The following is a 20,309-nucleotide window of genomic DNA, read 5'->3' on the forward strand; positions in this document are numbered from 1 at the left end:
CCATGGGCTTCCAGTTGATCGACCGCATCGCGGTGGAAGAAGAAGGCGAAGGCCCGGCCGTCGTTTGCGTGCACGGGCTCGGCGGCAGCTCCAACACCTACACGCCGCTGATGCCGGCGCTGGCGCGGCATCGCGTCATCCGGGTCGACCTGCCGGGCAGCGGCCGGTCGCAGCGCGCCGAGGGTGCGTTGTCGATCGAGCGCTATGTCGCGACGATGCTCGACGTCTGCGATCGCCTCAAGGTCACCCGCGCGCACTGGATCGGCCATTCGATGGGCACCATCGTCTGCCAGCACGTCGCTGCCTTGCATCCGAAGCGGGTCGCGAGCGTGGCGCTGTTCGGTCCGCTGATCGCGCCGCCCGATGCGGCGCGCACCGCGATGACCGCACGGGCCGCCAAGGCGCGCGAAGGCGCGGCCGGCATGCAGGAGATCACCCAGGCGCTGCTGCAGGGCGCCATCTCGGCCGATACCCGCCAGCGGCTGCCCGTGGCCGTGGCCTATGTGCGAGAAAGCCTGATGCGCCAGGACGGCGAGGCCTATGCGCGCAGCTGCGAAGCCCTGGCCGGCGCCCAGGCCGCCGCGGTCGAGCAGATCGAAGCACCGGTGTTGCTGGTGACCGGAGATGAAGACGGCGTGGCGCCGCCGCAGGCCGTGCGCGCGATGGCCGAGCGGCTGCACCGCGCAGAAAGCAAGCGCGTGGTGGTGCTGCCACGCTGCGGCCACTGGACCCCGATCGAGYGGCCCGAGGAGTGCCAGCGCGAGCTGCGCGACTTCCTCGCGACCCATGCAAGGAGCCTGACATGGCCGACGTGATGTTCACCAACGTGCGGATCTTCGACGGCGGCGGCGAGGCGCCCTTCAGCGGCGACGTGCTGGTGCAGGGCAATCGCATCGCGCGCGTCGTCAAGACCGGCTACGGCGCGCGCCCGGCGCCGGTGTCCGGCGCGCAGGTGATCGACGGCGCCGGCGCCTTCCTGATGCCGGGCATGGTCGAGGCCCACACGCATTTCTCGTGGAACGACCAGCCGAGTCTCGACGCGATCCAGCGCATGCCGCCCGAGGAGCACATCCTGTGGTGCGCCGAGGTCGCGAAGCGCTACCTCGACATGGGCTGGACCAGCTGCGTCGGCGCCGCCACCGCCAAGCCGCGGCTCGACGTCGTGATCCGCAACGCCATCAACGACGGCACCATCGTCGGCCCGCGCTACCTCGCGGCCAGCCAGGAGATTACGGTGCCCGGCGGCCTCGGCGACACCACGCGGCCGCACCTGCCGCAGCCCGAGTTCGCCTTCGGCGCGATCGTCAGCGGTGCCGAAGAGATGCGCCGCTGCGTGCGGATGTTCGCCAAGTACGGCGTCGACTCCGTGAAGATCAATCTCTCGGGCGAGTCGATCACCGGCATGCCGAGCGAGATGAGCCAGTTCACCGAGGAGGAGATCACGGTCTGCGTGCAGGAGGCCAAGGCCTGGGGCAAGCGCGTGGCGGCGCATGCGCGCTCCACCTGGTCGATCAAGCAGTGCGTCAAGCAGGGCATCGAGGTGATCTACCACGCCAGCTTCACCGACAGCGAGGCGCTYGACATGCTCGAGGCCCACAAGACCGAGCACTTCATCGCGCCGGGCCTGGCCTGGCTGATCAACACCTGCCATCACGCGAGCCGATGGGGCCTCACCGAGGAGGTGACGCGGAAGATGGGTTACCACCGCGAGCTCGAGGCGGCGATCGAGAGCATGCGCGCGCTGCGCAAGCGCGGCATCCGCATCCTGCCGGGCGGCGACTACGGCTTCGCCTGGACGCCGCACGGCACCAACGCGAAGGACCTCGAGTACTTCGTCAAGTACGTCGGCATGAGCACCATGGAGGCGCTGCTGTCGGCCACCGCCTGGGGCGGCCCGATGATGCGCATGGGCAAGGTGCTCGGCTACATCCGCGAGGGCTGCCTGGCCGACATCCTGCTGATCGACGGCGATCCGCTGGCCGACATCACGGTGCTGCAGGACAAGGCCCGCATCCTGGCCGTCATGAAGGACGGCGAGTTCCATCGCGCGCCACCGCTGCGCTCGGCGCGCACCACGCGCTGGGCCGCCTAGGAGAACCGCCATGGCCGACGTCGTCTTCACCAACGTCCGCATCCTCGACGGCACGGGGCAGAACCCCTACAGCGGCAGCGTTCTGGTGCGCGGCAACCGCATCCGCCAGGTCGGCCGCAGCACGGCGCCGATCGCGCCCGGCGGCGCCGCCGTGATCGACGGCGCCGGCGCCACCTTGATGCCCGGCATGTGCGAGGCCCATACGCACTTCTCGTGGAACGACGCCGCCACGCTGGCCGAGATCCAGACCCTGCCGCTCGAGGAGCACGTGCTGTGGTGCGCCAAGGTCGCGCGGCGCTACCTCGAGGCCGGCTTCACTTCCTGCGTCGGCGCCGCCTGCGCCAAGCCGCGGCTCGACGTCGTGATCCGCAACGCGATCAACGCCGGCCAGATCCCCGGCCCTCGCTACCTCGCGGCCAGCCAGGAGATCACGGTGCTCGGCGGCCTCGGCGACGAGACCCTGCCGCACCTGCCCTTCCCCGAGTTCAGCTTCGGCGTCAACATCTCGGGGCCCGAGGAGATGCGCAAGGCGGTGCGGCTGTTCCTCAAGTACGGTGTCGACTCGATCAAGCTCAACCTCTCGGGCGACAACTTCACGCCGCAGTCGCCGTCCGAGACCTCCTGGATGATGGACGAGGAAGTCGAGGCTGCGATGCGCGAGGTGCGCATCCGCGGCAAGCGCGGCATCGCCCATGCGCGCTCGTCCGAGAGCGTCAAGCAGGCGCTGCGACACGGCATCGACCTGATCTACCACGCGAGCTTCGCCGACAACGAGGCGCTCGACATGCTCGAGGCCGCCAAGGACCGGGTCTTCGTCGCTCCCGGCATCGCGATCCTCTACGCCATGCTGTACGAGGCCGAGCCCTACGGCATCACGCACGACATGGCGGTCGGCATGGGCTACGAGACCGAATGGGAGGCGGCCATCGTGTCGCTCGCGAAGATGCACAAGCGCGGCATCCGCGTGCTGCCCGGCGGCGACTACGGCTTCGCCTTCACGCCCCATTGCCAGAACGCGCGCGACCTCGAGTTCTTCGTCAAGTACCTGGGCTTCACGCCGATGGAGGCGATCCGAGCGACCACGCTGTATGGCGGCCAGATCATGATGCGGCCCGACGAACTCGGCTGCGTCAAGGAAGGCTATCTCGCCGACCTGATGCTGGTCGACGGCGATCCGCTGGCCAACCTGTCGATCCTGCGCGACCCGAAGCGCATCCTCGCGGTGATGAAGGACGGCGAGTTCGCCAAGGCGCCCGAGATCGCCTCGCAGCGGGCCTGGGGGCGCGCCGCATGAGCCGAAAGAGCCTGGCGCTGTGGCTGCTGTTCGGCCTGCCGATCGCGGCTTTCGTGGTCTGGGCAGTCGCCGACAACGCGACGCTGTTCTTCAAGACCCTGCTCAACGGCATGACGCTGGCGTCGCTGTACTTCCTGGTCGCCAGCGGCTTCACGCTGGTCTTCGGCCTGATGCGCAACGTCAATCTCGCGCACGGCTCGCTCTACCTGTTCGGTGCCTACGTCGGTTGGTTCGTCGGCGAGCGCACCGGCTCCTGGGTGCTGGCGGTCGTCGCCGGCTTCCTCGCCGCCGCGGTGATGGGCCTGCTGATGCAACTGCTGGTGTTCCGCCACATGCAGGGCCAGGACCTGCGGCAGACGCTGGTCACGATCGGCCTGTCGATCGTGCTGGCCGACCTGATGCTCTGGATCTGGGGCGCCGAGATCTATACCTTCGACCCGCCGGCCTGGATCTACGGTTCGACCACCCTGCCCCTGGTCGCCAAGTTCCCGACCTATCGCCTCGTCGTGCTGCTGGCCTCGATCGCGATCGGCGTCGGGCTCTGGCTGCTGCTGGCCCGCACGCGCATCGGCATGATGATCCGCGCCGGCGTCGACGACCGCGCCATGCTGGCGGCCTCCGGCGTCAACGTGCAGCGGGTCTTCGCGCTGACCTTCGCGATCGGCGCCGGCCTGGCCGGGCTGGCCGGCGTGGTGGGCGGCACCGCGCTGTCGATCTCGCCCGGCGAGGACATCCGCTACCTGCTGGCCTCGCTGGTGGTGGTGATCGTCGGCGGCATGGGCAGCGTGGTCGGGGCCGCCATCGGCGCCCTGCTGATCGGCCTGGCCGAGCAGTTCGGCCTGGCCTACGCCCCGACCTACAGCGTGGTCTTCACCTTCGTGATCATGGTGGTGGCGCTGGCCTTCAAGCCGCGCGGCCTGATGGGGAAGAGCACATGAGCGCGGCGCGCTGGCGGCGGGCCATGAATGGTTCTGCGGCCGCGGCCGCGCGCGGCGGGCGCGACACGCGCGCGCCGGTGCTGCTGCACCCGGCCGCGGCATCCGGCCGTTCCGATGCGCAGGCGGCGGTCTGGTCGGGGTGGCGCTCCGCACTGCGTGCCGTCAGGCTGCGCCACCTGCTGGTCATCGCCTTCGTGCTGGCCTACCCCTTCTTCGCCACGCCCTTCTTCACCTTCCAGATCGGCGCCCAGTCGCTGGCGCTCGGGCTGATCGCGCTGTCGCTGACCTTCCTCGGCGGCTATGGCGGCATGGTGTCGCTGGCGCAGATGACGGTCGCGGGCTTCGCCGCCTACATGCTGGCGATCTTCGGCACCAGCAGCAATCTCGCGATCAGCCTGGGCTGGCCCTGGTGGCTGGCGCTGGTCGTGGCGGTCTCGCTGGCGACCGTCGTGGCGGCGGGCATCGGCTGGCTGTCGGTGCGCACCGAGGGCATCTACACCATCATGATCACGCTCGCGGTGGGCGTGGCCTTCTTCTACCTGGCGCAGCAGAACTACACGCTCTTCAACGGCTTCCAGGGCTTCAGCCGCATCGCGCCGCCGACCGTGTTCGCGCTCGACCTGCACGAGCCCATGCCCTTCTACTTCCTGGTGCTGGCCTGTGCGCTCGGCGGCTATTTCTTCGTCAAGCACCTGGTCCGGGCACCTTTCGGCATCGCGCTGCAGGGCATCCGCGACAACCCGCGCCGCATGCAGGCGCTGGGCTACAACGTGACCGCGCACCGGGTCGCCGCCTATGCGGTGGCCGGTTTCCTGGCCGCGGTGGGCGGCGTGCTGATGGTCTGGTACAACGGCCGGATCTCGCCCGGGACCGTCGGCACCGGCGCGATGATCAACATTCTCATCATCGCCGTGCTCGGCGGCATGAAGCACCCGATCGGCGCCTTCGTCGGCGCCATCGTGTTCGTGCTGCTGCAGAACTTCGCCATCGACCTGGTCGACCGCGAACGCTTCAATCTCGTGATCGGCGGCGTCTTCCTCGCGATCGTGCTGTTTTCCCCGGACGGCTTGCTGGGCCTCTGGCAGAGCCTGCGCCACCGTCTGGGCGCCTCTTTCACCCCCCGCGGCCGTGGCCGCATTCATCGATGACAAGAAGGAGCGAGACATGAGCAGAGGCAACGGAATTTTCGGTCGCAGCATCCTGGCTGGCGCGGCACTGGTTGCGATGGGCGGCCTGGCGCAGGCCCAGGAGACCTTGAAGATCGGCTTGCTGGCCACGCTGGAGGGCCCGTTCGCGGCGCCCGGCCAGGACAGCATGCGCGGCGCCGACCTGGCGCTGAAGGAAAAGAACGGCATGGCCGGGGGCAAGAAGATCGAGTTCGTCAAGGTCTCTTCCGACGCCACGCCGGACAAGGCGGTCAACGCCACGCGCAAGGCCGTCGAGCAGGACAAGGTGCAGATCATGATCGGCCCGCTGTCGGGCGACGAAGGCATCGCGGTCAAGAACTAYGCGAAGACGCAGCCGAACATCACCTTCGTCAACGGCTCGTCCGGCGCGCAGGCGACGACGCTTTCGGACCCGGCGCCGAACTTCTACCGCTTCAACACCGAGGGCGCGCAGTGGATGGTCGGCCTGGGCGAACATGCGCTCTCGAAGGGCTACAAGAAGACCTTCCTGATCGCCGAGGACTACGGCTTCCCCTACTCGCAGGTCCAGGGCTTCATGGCCAGCTATTGCGCCAAGGGCGGCAAGGTGGTCGACAAGGCCTGGGTGCCGCTGGGCACCAAGGACTACGCCTCGGTGATCGCCAAGATCCCGAAGGACGTCGATGCGCTGGTGGTGGTGCTGGGCGGCTCCGACGCGGTCAACTTCCTGACCCAGTACGAGCAGGCCGGCGGCGACAAGCCGATGGTCGGCGGCTCGATCACGGTCGACCAGACGGTGCTGAACTTCAAGGGCAAGCGGCGTGAATCACTGCTCGGCACCGCCTCGGCCGGGCCGATGGCCGACTCGATCGACACGCCCGAGTGGAAGAAGTTCGTGGCCGACTACAAGGCCACCTTCAAGGACGGCTTCCCGAGTCCGTCGCTGTTCGCCTACCTGTACTACATCAACACCAAGGCGGCGCTCGACGGCCTCGACGCGGTCAAGGGCGACCTCTCGAACGGCCAGAAGGCCTACCGCGAAGCGCTGCAGAAGACCAGCTTCAAGGGCCCGGCCGGCGAGGTCAGGATCGACGCCAACCGCAACGGTGTCGGCACCACCTACATCACCGAGGTAGCGAAGGCGCCCGACGGCTCCTTCTACAACAAGGTCGTGAAGTCGGTGCCGAACATCACGCAGACGCTGGGACTGCCCGAGGCGGAATTCAAGAAGATGGGCCTGGGCTCGCGCGACGTCCCTGACTGCAGGAAATGACCACCCCCGTTGCTTGCTCACTGCGTGTAGCCGCCTCCCCCCTCGCGGGGGCAGCACCAGCGGCCCGGCAAAGCCGGTTCCGCGGTGTTTCCCGAAGGGGCCTGGCATCGCCGGAAACCTGAGAATGGCCACGATCACCCCGCTCAGGCCGGCCGCGGCGCGCGGCGGCACGGCTGCCGGCGACGGCGCGCAGCTGCTCTCGGGCGACGCGCTGCGGCTGGACGGGGTGACGCGTGCCTTCGGCGCGCTGCGGGCGGTCGACGACGTTTCGCTCACCGTCACGGCCGGGCAGAAGTACGCGATCCTCGGCTCCAACGGGGCCGGCAAGACCACGCTCTTCAACGCCATCACGGGCGACTTCCCGCCGACCGCGGGGCGCATCCATTTCTTCGGCGAGGACATCACCGAGCTGCCGCCGCACGACCGCATTCGCAAGGGCCTGCGCCGCACCTACCAGTCCTCGCTGCTGTTTCGCGACCTGACGGTGCGCGACAACCTGTTCCTGGCGGTGCGCGGTGTCGCCAGCGGCCGCTTCAGTTTCATGCGCGCGCGGGCCGGCCATGCCTCGACGCGAGCGACCCACGACCTGCTCGAGCGCTCGCGCCTGAGCCATATTGCGGATGAACGCGTCGCCAACCTGGCGCACGGGCAGCAGCGGCAGCTGGAGATCGGCATGGCGCTGGCCGGCGCGCCGCGCCTGATCCTGTTCGACGAGCCGGCCGCGGGCCTGTCGCCGGTCGAGCGGCGCGAACTGGTCGCGCTGCTGGGTTCGCTGCCGGCGCACATGAGCTTCGTGCTGATCGAGCACGACCTCGACATCGCGCTGCGCGTGGTCGACCGGGTCACCGTGATGCACAACGGCCGGGTGCTGCGCACCGGCACGCCGGCCGAGATCGAGACCGACGCGCAGGTGCAGGCGATCTACATGGGGAGCAGGCACTGATGGCATGGTTCGGCACCGACCGCGAAGTCGCCGCGCCCGGCGGCGCGCCCATCCTCGCCATCGATTCGCTCGATGTGTACTACGGCGGTGCCCACGCACTGCAAGGCGTCGGCTTGACGCTCGAACGCGGCGTGCTGGGCATCGTCGGGCGCAACGGCATGGGCAAGACCACGCTGTGCAATGCGATCACCGGCCTGGTGCCGGCGCGCGGCAGCATCCGGCTCGCGGGCGAGGAGATCCTCGGCCTGGCGCCGAACGAGATCACGAAGCGCGGCATCGCCTACGTGCCCCAGGGCCGCCGGGTCTGGCCCTCGCTGTCGGTCGACGAGACCTTGCGGCTGGTGGCCAGCCGGCGGCGCGAGGTCGACCGCGTCTATGCGATGTTTCCGCGGCTGGCCGAACGCCGCGGCCATGGCGGCGCACAGCTGTCGGGCGGCGAGCAGCAGATGCTGGCGATCGGGCGTGCCCTGCTGCTGAACCCGAGGCTGCTCGTGATGGACGAGCCCACCGAAGGCCTGGCGCCGATGATCGTCGAGCAGGTGGCGCAGTCGCTGCGCGAGCTGGTGGCCGAAGGCCGCATCGCGGTGCTGCTGATCGAACAGAACCTCGGCGTCGCGATCTCGGTGGCCGACCGCATCGGCCTGATGGTCAACGGCCGCATCGCGCGGCAGATGCCGGCGGCCGAGCTGGCGGCCGACCGCGCGCTGCAGGAGCGGCTGCTCGGCGTGCGCTCGGGCGGCCACGGCGAGGAGGAAGACGAGGCGGCGCCCGTGGACGACGATCGCCCGGCGGCCACGCAGGTCTTCACGGTGCGCCGCGCGCACGGCGACGGCGCCCCCTCGCTCGACGACCTGGCGCCGAGCACGGTGCGCGGCTTCACGCGCTGGAATGCCGGGGGCGCCGCGGCGCCGGTGGCCGACATCGTCCGCCTCGCTGCGGCACCGATGGCGTCCGAAGCGGCAGCCGCCCCGCCGGCCGCCGACTCGCCGCGCGTGTTCGAGTTCCCGGTCGCCGCCAGCAGCGAGCGTTCTGCCTACGTGGCCGGCACCTTCGACACCAAGGGCCGCGAGCTGGCCTACCTGCGCCAGTGCCTCGAGAAACTGGGCCTGCGCGTGGTCACGGTCGACCTGTCCACCTCGGGCAAGCCCTCGCCGGCCAGCGTGCACCCGCGCGAAGTGGCGCGCCATCATCCGCAGGGCGAGTCGGCGGTGTTCGGCAACGACCGGGGAAGTGCCATGGCGGCCATGGCGCTGGCCTTCGAGGCCTTCCTCGGCACGCGCCGCGACCTCGGTGGCCTCATCTCGGCCGGCGGTTCGGGCGGCACCTCGATGGCGACGCAGGGCATGCGCGCGCTGCCGATCGGCCTGCCCAAGATGATGGTCTCGACCATGGCCAGCGGCGACACGCGGCCCTATGTCGGACCGAGCGACATCTGCATGATGTACTCGGTCACCGACGTGCAGGGCATCCATCGCATCAGCGAGCTGGTGCTGGCCAATGCGGCCCACGCGCTGGCCGGGATGATCGCGCATCCGCCGGCGGCATCCGCCGTCACCAAGGCGGCGATCGGGCTGACCATGTTCGGCGTCACCACGCCCTGCGTCCAGGCGGTCACGCACCGGCTCGAAGACCAATGGGACTGCCTGGTGTTCCACGCCACCGGCGTCGGCGGCCAGTCGATGGAGAAGCTGGCCGAGTCGGGCCTGATCGCCGGCGCGATCGATGTCTCGACCACCGAGATCGCGGACCAGATCGTCGGCGGCGTGCTGTCGGCCGGTCCGACCCGGCTCGATGTGTTCGCCCGCCATGCGCTGCCCTACGTGGGCTCCTGCGGCGCCCTCGACATGGTGAACTTCGGCGCCTGGGACACGGTGCCCGAACGCTTCAAGGGCCGGCGGCTCTATCGCCACAACCCGACCGTCACGCTGATGCGGACCTCGGCCGACGAGTGCCGGGCGATCGGCGAGTTCATCGCCACGAAGCTCAATGCGATGCGCGGCCCAGTGCGCTTCCTGATCCCCGAGGGCGGCGTCTCGGCGATCGACCGCCCAGGCCAGCCCTTCCACGACCCGGAGGCAGACCAGCAGCTCTTCGGCAGCATCGAGCGCGCCTTCCGTGCCGGCCCGGACCGCAAGCTGATCCGGCTGCCGCTGCACATCAACGACGAGGCCTTCGCCGAGGCCCTGGTCTCGGCCTGGCACGAGGTCTCGCGGGCGCCGGTCGGCGCGCGGCGGGCCTGAACGAAAGCGATACGAGGAGGAACGAACAATGGCCCGCATCTCCCGCTCGACCCTGCTGGCGCGGCTGCGCGCCAAGATCGACGCCGGCCGGCCGATCATCGGCGGCGGCGCCGGCACCGGCCTGTCGGCCAAGTGCGAGGAGGCCGGCGGCATCGACCTGATCGTGATCTACAACTCGGGCCGCTACCGCATGGCCGGTCGCGGCTCGCTGGCGGGCCTGATGGCCTACGGCAATGCCAACGAGATCGTCTGCGAGATGGCGCGCGAGGTGCTGCCGGTCGTCAAGCACACGCCGGTGCTGGCCGGCGTCAACGGCACCGACCCGTTCATGATTCCCGACGAATTCCTCGGCCGGCTGGTGTCGCTGGGCTTCTCGGGCGTGCAGAACTTCCCGACCGTCGGCCTCATCGACGGCGTCTTCCGCGCCAATCTCGAAGAGACCGGCATGGGCTATGGGCTCGAGGTGGAACTGATCTCCCGCGCCCGCGCGCTCGACCTGCTGACCACGCCCTACGTGTTCTGCGAGGCCGACGCCCGCGCCATGGCGGCGGCCGGTGCCGACGTCGTCGTCTGCCACCTCGGCCTCACCACCGGCGGTGCCATCGGCGCCGGCACCGCGCTCACGCTGGCCGACTGCGTGCCGCGCATCAATGCCTGGGCGGCGGCGGCGCACGAAGTCAATCCCGAGGCGATCGTGCTGTGCCACGGCGGCCCGATCGCCACGCCGGAGGACGCGCAGTACGTGCTTGCGCGCTGCCCCGCATGCCACGGTTTCTACGGCGCGAGTTCGATGGAGCGGCTACCGACCGAGGCGGCGCTCACAGAGACCACGCGACGCTTCGTTCAGATCACGCGATAAGGAGACCAGATCCATGTCAGGCGCTCAATTCGGCAACTTCATCCTCGCCCTGATCGTGGTCGCGATCGTCGTCGCGATCGCGGTCTGGCTGCTGCACTGGCTGTACCTGCGCAGTTCCAAGGAGCGCTCCTTCGTCCGCACCGGCCTGGGCGGGCAGAAGGTGGTGCTGGGCGGCGGCGCCTTCGTGCTGCCGATCGTGCACGACGTCATCCCGGTCAACATGAACACGCTGCGCCTCGAGGTCAACCGCGGGCGCGACAAGGCGCTGATCACCAAGGACCGGATGCGGGTCGACGTGATCGCCGAGTTCTACGTGCGGGTGGCGACCAGCGAGGAAGCGGTCGCGGCGGCAGCGCAGACGCTGGGCCTGCGGACCATGGAGCCCGAGCAGCTCAAGGAACTGGTGGAGGGCAAGTTCGTCGACGCGCTGCGCACCGCGGCCGCCGAGATGACGATGGAAGAGCTGCACGAGAAGCGCGGCGCCTACGTGAAGCGGGTGCGCGATGCCGTCTCCGAGGACCTGACCAAGAACGGCCTCGAGCTCGAAGCCGCCTCGCTGACCCAGCTCGACCAGACCGGCATGGAGTTCTTCAACCCCAGCAACGCCTTCGACGCCGAGGGCCTGACCCGGCTCACCGAGCAGATCGAGCACCGCAAGAAGCAGCGCAACGACGTCGAGCAGGACACCCTGATCGCGATCCGCAACAAGAACCTCGAGGCCGAGAAGCTGTCGCTCGACATCGACCGCGAAGGCGAGCACGCCCGGCTGGCCCAGCAGCGCGAGCTCGAGATCGCGCGGGCCCGCCAGCGGGCCGAGGTGTCGGCCGAGCGGGCGCTGCGCGAGCAGGACGCCGAGGCGGCGCAGATCGCCGCCAGGCAGAGCATCGACCAGGCCCGCATTCGCGCCGAGCAGACGCTGGAGGAAGAGCGCATCGGCAAGGAGCGCGCGATCCAGGGTGCCGAGATCGAGCGCCGCATGTCGCTCGAACTGGCCGAGCAGCAGCGCGCAATCTCGGTCGCGCGCGAGAGCAAGGCCCAGAGCGAGGCCCAGGCCGAGGCCGAGATCGCGCGGGCGCTGGCCGTGTCGGCCGAGGAGAAGGTGTTCACCGCGCGCGAGGTCGAGATGGCCGAGCGCAAGAAGGCGATCGAGCTGATCGGCGCCCAGCAGATCGCCGAGCGCGACGCCCTGCGGCTCACGTCGGCCGCACAGGCCGAGAGCGACGCCAGTGCCGCCCGCGGCGCCGCGGTGCGCGCGCAGGCCGAAGCCGACGCCGACGCCGACAAGATCCGCTCGATGGCGATGCGGGTGCGTGCCGAGATCGAGGCCGATGCCGCGCGCATGATGAACGAGTCGCACAACATGCTGACGCCCGAGGCCCGCATGTCGGCGCTGCGCATGAAGCTGGTCGAGAAGGCCGAGGCCATCATCCGCGAGTCGGTGCGGCCGCTGGAGCGCATCGAGGGCATCAAGATCCTGCACGTGGACGGGCTCGGCGGTTCGTCGGGCGACGGCGCGCGCAGCGGCGACGGCGGCGGCTTCGCCGACGGCCTGGTCAACTCGGCGCTGCGCTTCCGCGCCCAGGCGCCGCTGGTCGACCAGTTGCTGCGCGAGATCGGCATCGAGGGCGGCGACATCCAGCGCCTGGTCGGCGACGTGAGTGGCTCGCATGCCGCCCTGCCCTCGACCGCGCCGAAGGAATAGCGCATGGTGAATGTCTACGTCTCCAGCGTGATCGACGCCAGCGCCGACAGCGTGTGGAGCCGCGTGCGCGACTTCAACGGCCTGCCGCAATGGCATCCGGCCATCGCCGACAGCCGGATCGAGAACGGCCAGCCGGCCGACCGCGTCGGCTGCATCCGCCACTTCCACCTGAAGGACGGCGGCATGATCCGCGAGAAGCTGCTGGCGCTCTCCGACTACGACTACAGCTGCACCTACGAGATCCTCGAGAGCCCGATGGGGGTCTCGAACTATGTCGCCACCCTCAAGCTCACGCCGGTGACCGACGGCGGGCGCTGCTTCGCCGAATGGAGCGCCGAGTTCGAGTGCGAGGCAGGCCGCGAGCGCGAACTGACGGAGTCGATCGGCAATGGGGTCTTCCAGGCCGGCTTCGATGCGCTGAAGCGGCGCTCGCTGCGCTGAGCCATGCGCCAGAGAGTTGTCCGCTCCGCGATCATCGATGCGCCCATCGAACGCGTCTGGGCGGTGCTGCGCGACTTCAACAGCCACGACCAGTGGCACAGCGCGATCGCGGACAGCCACATCGAGGGCGGCGAGCGCAGCGACCAGGTCGGCTGCGTGCGCAACTTCAGGCTCAAGGACGGCAACCACCTCCGCGAGCAGCTGCTGACCCTGTCGGACAGCGAGCACAAGAGCACCTACTGCATCGTCGAGGCCAGCCTGCCGCTGCAGCGCTACGTGGCCACCGTGGCCTTGAAGCCGGTGACCGACGGCAACCGGACCTTCTGGCATTGGGAGTCGAGCTTCGCGACCCCGCCGGGCATGGAGCGCGAGCTGCGCGATGCCGTGGCGCAGGGCGTCTACGAGACCGGGTTCGAGGACATGCGGCGCTACCTGCGCGGCGGCGTCGACCGGCGCGCTTCGGCCGTTGCCGCGATGCCGACGGCGCTCCCGGTGCCGACGCGGCGGATCGCGCTGGCGCGCTATGGCGGCCCGGACGTGCTGCGGCCGCAAGACGCCGAGGCCGCCGCGCCCGGCGCCGGCGAAATCCGTATCCGCCAGCGTGCGGTCGGGGTCAACTTCATCGACGTCTACCTGCGGCGCGGCTGGGTGCCGGCCATGCTGCCGGTCTCCGCGGAGTCGCCGGGCGTGCTCGGCATGGAGGCGGCCGGCGGTGTGCTCGACCTCGGGCCCGGAGTCAGCGGCTTCCTGCCCGGGGATCGCGTGGCCTACCTCGGCCCCGTGCCGGGCGCCTACTGCGGGGTGCGCAGCGTGCCGGCCGACTGGGTGGTGCGGCTGCCGCCCGAGATCGAGGACGAGACGGCGGCCGCCCTGCTGCTCAAGGGCATCACGGCCGACTACCTGCTGCACGATCTCGGCCATGTGCAGCGCGGCACCCGGCTGCTGGTGCATGCGGCGGCCGGCGGCGTCGGCCTGCTGGTCTGCGCCTGGGCACGACGTCTCGGTGCCGTGGTGATCGGCACGGTGTCGAGCGAGGACAAGGCGCGGGTGGCGCGCGCGCACGGCTGCGAGCACGTGATCGTGACCCGCGACTACCGCTTCGCCGATGCGGTGCAGCGTGTCTGCGGCGGTGCCGACGTGCTGATCGACGGCCTCGGCGATGCGGCGCGCGACGAGAACCTGGCCGCCCTTGCACGCCGCGGCCACTGGATCAGCCTGGGCCAGGCCAGCGGCCCGCTGCAGCCGCTGGCGCCCGACGCGCTGGTGGCCAAGTCGCTGAGCTTCTCGCGGCCCGTGGTGTTCGACTACGTGTCGACCCCGGCGCAACTCGCCGAACGTGCGCAGCGGGTCTGGAGCGCGCTCGCCGATGGCGCGATCCAGCTGCCGCCGATCGAGCGCTTCTCGCTCGACGCGGCGGCGCAGGCGCATGAACGGCTCGAATCGCGCAGCAGCATCGGCGCGCTGGTGCTGCTGCCATGACACCCGAACAGGAAGGAGCACACGCCATGATCGTCGGCATGAACCATTTCACCGTCACCGCGGAGGACGAAGAGAAGACGCTGGCCTTCTACTGCGGCCTGCTCGGCCTGCGCGTCGGCCATCGGCCGGACCTCGGCTTTCCGGGCGCCTGGCTTTACGGCAGCGGACCGCAGGCCGTGCTGCACCTGTACTTCGGCAGGCCGGTGCCGGCGCAGCGCACCGGGGTCATCGACCACATGGCGTTCACGGCGCAGGACCTGCGCGCCGTCAAGGCCCGCTTCGACCAGAGCGGCATCCCGTACGAACTGCGGCAACAGGCCGGCGCGGGCACCTGGCAGCTGTTCTGCCACGACCCCAGCGGGGCCAAGGTCGAGCTCGATTTCGACGCGTCAGAGACGGTGTAGATGGAGTGTGGATCGCCCCAAGTATTCAGGCACATCCACAAATCGGAGTCGCCGGCCTTGTTGTCAACCACGAAGGGCTGGCCCAGGTCGACCGCCAACTGCTGGCTGACCAGCCTCGCCACCGATCCCTCACTCGCGGATGCGACCTTGGGCGCGCTGCCCGCGACCATCGACGGGATGAATGCGCGGGGCCAGTACATGAACGAGCGAGGCGCACAGACCGGCGCCGACGAGTTTCGGTACCGCGACGACGTGACGGAGATCCAGATCGATGACGGGCGGCTGCACGCCCTCGGGGTGATCTCCCAGCAAATCCAGACCATCAGTCCGGAGTGGGTCAGCGAATCGGGCACGTGGCTTCAACCCGATGCGGCCGATCTGCTCCTGGTCGGGCTGCACGCCATCCAGCAGCTCGCGCGCCGGGTCGAGGCGCTGCAGGAGCGCATCGCGTTGCTGGAGCCTGAAACCAGGGGTGATAGCGGGGATGCGAACTCGTGATGAGATCTCCGAAATGGCGCAGATCGAACTTGACCCGGTGAGCATCGTCATTGAGCTGGCCGCGTACCTTTTCTCGGACGAGATGGCGCGGATCGTCGGCACCTACGCCGTGATCTGGGTCTGCTCGACCGTCGGCGCGTACTACGCGCTGGGCGCGCGCGACACATTGAGACCATCGTCCCGTGTGGTCTTCTTCCTGGTGGTCAGCGTGGTCGCGCTGCTGCTGACTGTTCCGCTGGCGATGCTGGGTGCGGCCCACTTGCCGGCGGATGTGGACGACCGCTGGCTCTTCGCGCCGATGGCGCTCTGCATCGGTCTCGTGGGCGATCGCTGGCCGAGGATTGGCGTCGCGGTGTGGCGGTGGTTGCGCCAGAGATTTTTTGTTCATCAAGGAGTCGACCCGTGATTGCTAGCCTTCTCGTCGGGGCGAACGTCGTGATCTGCATCGCGATCATGGGAGTCTGCGTTCGCCGTCAGGGCATGGTCCACCCCGGAATGCGGGCCAGACTATCGAACACCCTGCTCGGCACCGGGGCGCTGATCCTGGCGCCGTCGCCGGTCTGGGGTCACAAGCCCGGGTGGCCGTGCGTATTGTTCGCCTTCATCGTGCTCGTTTGCCTGGTGCTGGATTCGCATCGACCGCCGTTGGGCGCCTCGACGCGGCCGGAGGCGGGCCAATGTCCATAGCTTGAAGCACCTCCGCGTGTCGCAACGTCCCTTGGCTCGCACCTCGCTGGAAGCTGCCAGCCAACTGCTCCAACTGCCTCTCTCGTTCAGCGATAGCCCTCGCCTTGGCTTGCTCTTCGCCGTACTCTCTGAATGAAAAGAACTTCGTGATTTTCGACGCGCCGGCCGGCCTCGTCGTGGCGACCCAATAGGCCGATCGCCCCTTGGCCGCCTTCATGTAGTGGACACCCGGCACGCCACTGCTGTTGTTGCGCTTGACGATCGTGGCGCGTGCCGCGGGGGGTGGGGGCGCGACCTCGCATGGACGAGGCGACAGCATCCGAACGGACTGTTCGGCCGGATGCGGCACCGTCAGTCCCGGCAATTGAAGCAACTGCTTTTGGCGCTCCTTGATGGCCAGCAGCTTGGCTTGGTCGCCGTAACGGCCGACGCTGAACGACTTGCTCAATACTCTTCCAGGGCCAACTTCCGTCTTGGCCGTCCAGAGCCACGGCGTCCCGTCCGGCCATCGACGACAAGTGACGCCGACAATGCCGCTGGTGTTGGTGCTCAGGAGCGTTTGGGCTTTTTCCTGACGGGCGACCGGTGGGTGTGTTCTGACGATCTCGTCGCGCCATGCCTGTGCCATCAAGAGTGCTGCCTCTTTGCCGCCGCAGGTGCTATGCGAAAAGGTCTTTCGCAACGTCAAGCCCGCGCGCTTGATCACGACAGTCCAGTGCCTGTCGAAGGTCACGATGCCATACATGGGGGCGGGCCTGCGTGGGACGCGCGTCATGGCGTCAGACGCGGCAGGCTCAGATCCGCCGGCGGTCACGGCGTCGGGCAAGCCTGAACAAGGTCGAATTGCACGGGCTGCGGCGTGCTTGGCTCGGTTGCATCGGTGATCACTTGCGTGCAACTGAGGTTGTCCCGCCAGACAAAGTCGACGAGGTAAACGTGGCCGGCGGCGGGGCGAAATCTCGTGACAAGCGGCCCACAACTGCCAGTGCTGATCGGGAGGGTGCGCGGCGTGTTCACTTGCTGCCAGTTGCCGATAGCCTTCACCTGAACGCCTTCGCGAGGGTCCAGCTCGTGCTCGATATAGGGCTGTGTCTTGAACAACGCGCTGCGCGTTCTTTCGTTCATGCGGGCGATCCAGGGGAAGACCACGCCACGCCCGCTGTAGGCCACGTTCCCTACCGTCTCGAAGCCTTGGCACGCCTCGCTGGCCGTGCTGACCGAATAGACGACGGCGTGGCCCRCGCCGGAACTGCGCAACACGAGCTTTGCTGCGCCTGGGGTGACTTCCCGAAGGCTGTCATCCAAAGCGCGCTCGTCTGCGGCAGYGGTTTGGGGATTGATGTCCCGGTAGGCGCAGCCGCCGAGCAATGAGAGTGCAGTCAACATCAAGACTGCGAGATGGATGTCGCTAGCGCGCTCTCGCAAAGTTGAAAGATTTCTCATCTTTTCTACTTTCGCTTTAAGCCCCGCGCTGCGAGCTCATCTTTCAATTCGAGAAATATATTTAGGCCAGGATCAGGCCGTCCTATTAATCTCATTCGCGCTGAATAGCCAAAAAACATCACAATAAAGAGTCCCAGCCCCATCATGACGAACCCAACCACTCGATTGATCGACAAAAGTATCGGAATTGCAATTAAAGAGCCTCCGACGAAGAAGGCCAGATGCTCAAACAAAGTCCACCACCAATATTGCGTTCGCGGTGGAAGAACGCTCAAAATCAGCAGGGAACAATAACCCAAAGCCACCAGCCAGTACAGCAATTCACCCAGCTGCGGCTTGAAAAACCAAGGAAAAACCAAACCCAGCACGGCGAGCAACTTGAGAAAGTATTTCATGCAATGCGCCAATTTTTATTGGTGGACGTAGCCGTCAATTTTTTTAACTATTGAGGTCATTAGAGGCTTCGCTTGTCGTTCGGATATTTCAAAGAGCACCGATTTTGGAACTCCAGTCTTACGGGATACCGCATCTATCGCTATATCGGTAGCAATGTCTAAAGACACTTTCCCTGCACTGGGCCGCAAGAGCTGCTCCTTAGCGTTTGCGGATGCCGCCGCCTCCGAGTAAGAACAGCACGGCGACTATCATCAATTGGGCCGCGGCGTGCCCTTTCGACGCCTTCCTTCAATATTTTAAGCAACATACACACCCAAGAAGTAAGTGAACAAAATCGCGAGCACATAGGCAGTTCTCGGGACTTTGTTTTCTCCATTAAGGTAATGGAAATTTCCGGAGTACGCCGGCATGTCCTTGTTTTTCCAGAATCCCCAAGCAATCCATCCCCACATCATTGAAAATGCAATCCAGCTGAAAAAATTAAATGCATCAAACGCCCTCATGAGGGTGGCGGTCTTAATCGTTCCCAAGATCAGGATAAGGAAAAAAGGAATTGATCTAAGGTTCATCATTATCGGAAGTGGTTGTAGCACGCGCGCGATCGACAAATGCTTGACATCCGCTTGCAAGATCGATCGTTGCTGCAACTCGATTTGCTACAGCTTCATTCAATCCATAGACCATAGATTCGCGTCATGTATTGTGTTGCTGCGAACTGTAATGTTTCCTTGACAACAGATGAATTGAAATTTCCGTCGATTGCGCCGCTGACCGAAGAAGTGGCCGGGCCAATTATTCCGGCTATTGTTCCGGCGACGCCGACCGGCGGCACCATCGTTGTAACGGTTGCATGGTAATTGATGTCATCGATAATTTTCTTCTCGACAGCCTTGACATACAAATCAAACACGAACCATCTCGATCTTCATTTTTGAAGAATTGCGGCCACAAAATAGATCGACATCATTGAAATGACGTACAACATTCTGGCAATCTGATTACCTCCATCGGCGTAGCGAAAAGGGCCTGCTGCCGGAAGGTCTTTGTTATTCTGGTAGGCATAGATTATCCAAATAATCCAGCCTCCTGCGGCAAACCAGCCCAGAGACTCCAGAAGTCTCCCTTGAACAACCAAAATTCCGGATTTGCCGACAATCCCAAGCACGGTAATTAGCAGAACGGTTTGCTTTGCGTTCAATTTTTATCCGATGCAATTTCTTTTTGACCTCGGTCGACAAACGCTTGCCATCCGCCAGCCAAATCAACCAGCGCCGTCACTCTGTTTGCCATCGCTTCTGATAGACCATAGATTCGATTCAGATACTGAGCCGCTGCCGCCTGAGTCCCTTCTTTTATTATCGCCTTAAGACCTTGATCTTCAAGAATTCCGGATGCCACAGACGTAAGCGGACCAACTAATTGGGAAATGGCCCCCGCCACACCTAGCGGAGATGCAATAGAAACAATGGTGGCCCCTTGGTTAATTCCATCCAAGATATTCTTGTCGATAGCCTTGACATACGATTGAGTTGACGAATCGCTCATGTCCAAATTGTTTCCGATGCACGATGCTACTGCGCAAGGGAAGTATTTTGGCTCATATGTCTTATCTCCAACCTGAATTTGGACGCTGTAGCGACCGCCTTCGTCCAACGGCAGGCCGGTCAATCTATCTCTGGTTTTGTCAGCAACTTGGGAGGGCGTCGGGTTGATCGGGGTTCTAATGATCAGCCCTGTGACGGCCGGATCGCCCAAGCCCGCGTTGAGCRCAGCGAAATTCTTCTGTTCGACATTTGCGTAGAAAACGCTTTGCCCCCCTGATCCTGGGATCAGGACGGAGCCCGTGCTCTGTTGATACTCGACCTTCAGGGCCTGAAGAAAATCAAAAGCGTCTTGCGAGAAGGGGGTGTTTGAATTCAAATTGTTATCGACGATGCTCTGGGCTGTATTGACCAAGGCTGACGTCGCCGCATCAATTTGCGCTTGAGTTGGATTGTCAGTTCCATAGAGCTTCTTGGCAAAACGAGTCGCATTTTCCTTAATGAGGGTAGTCTCGGCAGGATGCAATTGGCGGTTATTGATATCCGTGTTGTAGCCGCCAGCCGCTCCCGCCGCGCCGCCCACGGTCGCACCGACCCCTGCTGCGACTGCCGCACTCACTGCCTGCTTTACTGCCGGCGGAAGGTCCATATCATCGATGGCGCGTCCGACGCCCGGCATGAGGGCCGCGCTTGCACCGGCGCCAAGCGCTCCCGCAACACCGCCTCCGAGCGAAGCGGCGGCTACGTGAGCCGCAACCCGATACTCGCCGCCCTCGGCCCATTTCGCAGCTTCTGCCTCGTCGCCTCGTTTGGCCGCTTCCCGCTGTTGTTTGTCGGCGTAGTCGCCGACGGCCGTGGCCGCATTCTGGTTGAACTGCTGTGTGATCTGCGCCTGCGCCTGCACGTCCTTGATGATGCTGTTGGTGTTCCAGTC

20 protein-coding genes and 2 pseudogenes are annotated in these 20,309 nt (G+C 66.4%); 16 read left to right on the forward strand and 6 right to left on the reverse strand.

The features are described from left to right. Positions 1–2: 2 nt before the first annotated feature. From AC1D2E_RS14330 to AC1D2E_RS14405, 16 genes and pseudogenes are all read left to right on the forward strand, one after another. Positions 3–815 (forward strand): alpha/beta fold hydrolase, encoded by an 813-nt coding sequence (locus AC1D2E_RS14330; protein ID WP_478198012.1) that lies wholly within the window; start codon positions 3–5, stop codon positions 813–815. Further along, positions 803–2,092, forward strand: a complete 1,290-nt coding sequence (locus AC1D2E_RS14335) for a metal-dependent hydrolase family protein (RefSeq protein ID WP_478198013.1) — start codon at positions 803–805, stop codon at positions 2,090–2,092. Before AC1D2E_RS14330 ends, AC1D2E_RS14335 begins: the two co-directional genes overlap by 13 nt. A gap of 10 nt (positions 2,093–2,102) precedes the next feature. Beyond that, positions 2,103–3,386: a metal-dependent hydrolase family protein gene (locus AC1D2E_RS14340; RefSeq protein ID WP_478198014.1), complete on the forward strand. Its 1,284-nt coding sequence runs from the start codon at positions 2,103–2,105 to the stop codon at positions 3,384–3,386. Continuing rightward, positions 3,383–4,324, forward strand: coding sequence for a branched-chain amino acid ABC transporter permease (locus AC1D2E_RS14345; RefSeq protein ID WP_478198015.1), 942 nt, complete (start codon positions 3,383–3,385; stop codon positions 4,322–4,324). Before AC1D2E_RS14340 ends, AC1D2E_RS14345 begins: the two co-directional genes overlap by 4 nt. A 23-nt stretch (positions 4,325–4,347) precedes the next feature. Beyond that, on the forward strand, positions 4,348–5,472 hold the full coding sequence (locus AC1D2E_RS14350) for a branched-chain amino acid ABC transporter permease (RefSeq protein WP_478198016.1): 1,125 nt from the start codon (positions 4,348–4,350) through the stop codon (positions 5,470–5,472). A gap of 16 nt (positions 5,473–5,488) precedes the next feature. Further along, the gene (locus AC1D2E_RS14355; protein ID WP_478175256.1) at positions 5,489–6,742 is read left to right on the forward strand and encodes an ABC transporter substrate-binding protein; all 1,254 of its coding nucleotides are present in this window, start codon (positions 5,489–5,491) and stop codon (positions 6,740–6,742) included. A gap of 124 nt (positions 6,743–6,866) precedes the next feature. After that, positions 6,867–7,685: an ABC transporter ATP-binding protein gene (locus AC1D2E_RS14360; protein WP_478198017.1), complete on the forward strand. Its 819-nt coding sequence runs from the start codon at positions 6,867–6,869 to the stop codon at positions 7,683–7,685. Continuing rightward, positions 7,685–8,182: pseudogene (locus AC1D2E_RS14365) on the forward strand (ABC transporter ATP-binding protein); the annotation flags it as partial. The gene AC1D2E_RS14360 and the pseudogene AC1D2E_RS14365, both read left to right, overlap by 1 nt. A gap of 495 nt (positions 8,183–8,677) precedes the next feature. Continuing rightward, entirely contained in the window at positions 8,678–9,925 is a 1,248-nt protein-coding gene (locus AC1D2E_RS14370; protein ID WP_478198031.1) for a Tm-1-like ATP-binding domain-containing protein, read from the forward strand. Between the two features lie 28 nt (positions 9,926–9,953). Beyond that, entirely contained in the window at positions 9,954–10,784 is an 831-nt protein-coding gene (locus tag AC1D2E_RS14375) for a phosphoenolpyruvate hydrolase family protein (protein ID WP_478198018.1), read from the forward strand. A 13-nt stretch (positions 10,785–10,797) separates the two neighbouring features. Then, positions 10,798–12,486 (forward strand): flotillin family protein, encoded by a 1,689-nt coding sequence (locus AC1D2E_RS14380; protein ID WP_478198019.1) that lies wholly within the window; start codon positions 10,798–10,800, stop codon positions 12,484–12,486. A 3-nt stretch (positions 12,487–12,489) separates the two neighbouring features. Further along, complete coding sequence (locus AC1D2E_RS14385; RefSeq protein WP_478198020.1) at positions 12,490–12,927, forward strand: SRPBCC family protein; 438 nt, start codon at positions 12,490–12,492, stop codon at positions 12,925–12,927. Positions 12,928–12,930: 3 nt separating this feature from the next. Continuing rightward, a complete protein-coding gene (locus AC1D2E_RS14390; RefSeq protein ID WP_478198021.1) occupies positions 12,931–14,406 on the forward strand; it encodes an SRPBCC family protein in 1,476 nt (491 codons plus the stop codon). A gap of 26 nt (positions 14,407–14,432) precedes the next feature. Next, the gene (locus tag AC1D2E_RS14395) at positions 14,433–14,810 is read left to right on the forward strand and encodes a VOC family protein (protein WP_478198022.1); all 378 of its coding nucleotides are present in this window, start codon (positions 14,433–14,435) and stop codon (positions 14,808–14,810) included. A gap of 57 nt (positions 14,811–14,867) precedes the next feature. Continuing rightward, the gene (locus AC1D2E_RS14400) at positions 14,868–15,308 is read left to right on the forward strand and encodes a hypothetical protein (protein WP_478198023.1); all 441 of its coding nucleotides are present in this window, start codon (positions 14,868–14,870) and stop codon (positions 15,306–15,308) included. Between the two features lie 13 nt (positions 15,309–15,321). After that, a complete protein-coding gene (locus AC1D2E_RS14405; protein WP_478198024.1) occupies positions 15,322–15,714 on the forward strand; it encodes a hypothetical protein in 393 nt (130 codons plus the stop codon). Between the two features lie 195 nt (positions 15,715–15,909). On the opposite strand, the gene AC1D2E_RS14410 is transcribed toward AC1D2E_RS14405, so the two are convergent. The 6 genes and pseudogenes from AC1D2E_RS14410 to AC1D2E_RS14435 form a co-directional block, all read right to left on the reverse strand. Then, positions 15,910–16,740, reverse strand: coding sequence for an AP2 domain-containing protein (locus AC1D2E_RS14410; protein WP_478198025.1), 831 nt, complete (start codon positions 16,738–16,740; stop codon positions 15,910–15,912). Between the two features lie 65 nt (positions 16,741–16,805). Beyond that, positions 16,806–17,381, reverse strand: coding sequence for a hypothetical protein (locus AC1D2E_RS14415; protein ID WP_478198026.1), 576 nt, complete (start codon positions 17,379–17,381; stop codon positions 16,806–16,808). 62 nt (positions 17,382–17,443) lie between these two features. Further along, positions 17,444–17,833 carry a hypothetical protein gene (locus AC1D2E_RS14420; RefSeq protein ID WP_478198027.1) on the reverse strand — a complete coding sequence of 130 codons (390 nt, stop codon included), beginning with the start codon at positions 17,831–17,833 and terminating at the stop codon, positions 17,444–17,446. Positions 17,834–18,498: 665 nt separating this feature from the next. Continuing rightward, complete coding sequence (locus tag AC1D2E_RS14425; RefSeq protein WP_478198028.1) at positions 18,499–18,744, reverse strand: hypothetical protein; 246 nt, start codon at positions 18,742–18,744, stop codon at positions 18,499–18,501. A 15-nt stretch (positions 18,745–18,759) separates the two neighbouring features. Next, on the reverse strand, positions 18,760–19,032 hold the full coding sequence (locus AC1D2E_RS14430) for a hypothetical protein (protein WP_478198029.1): 273 nt from the start codon (positions 19,030–19,032) through the stop codon (positions 18,760–18,762). Next, positions 19,029–20,309, reverse strand: a pseudogene (locus AC1D2E_RS14435) (hypothetical protein); the annotation flags it as partial. The pseudogene AC1D2E_RS14435 and the gene AC1D2E_RS14430, both read right to left, overlap by 4 nt.

This window comes from Variovorax sp. P1_H2 (genome assembly GCF_056405295.1).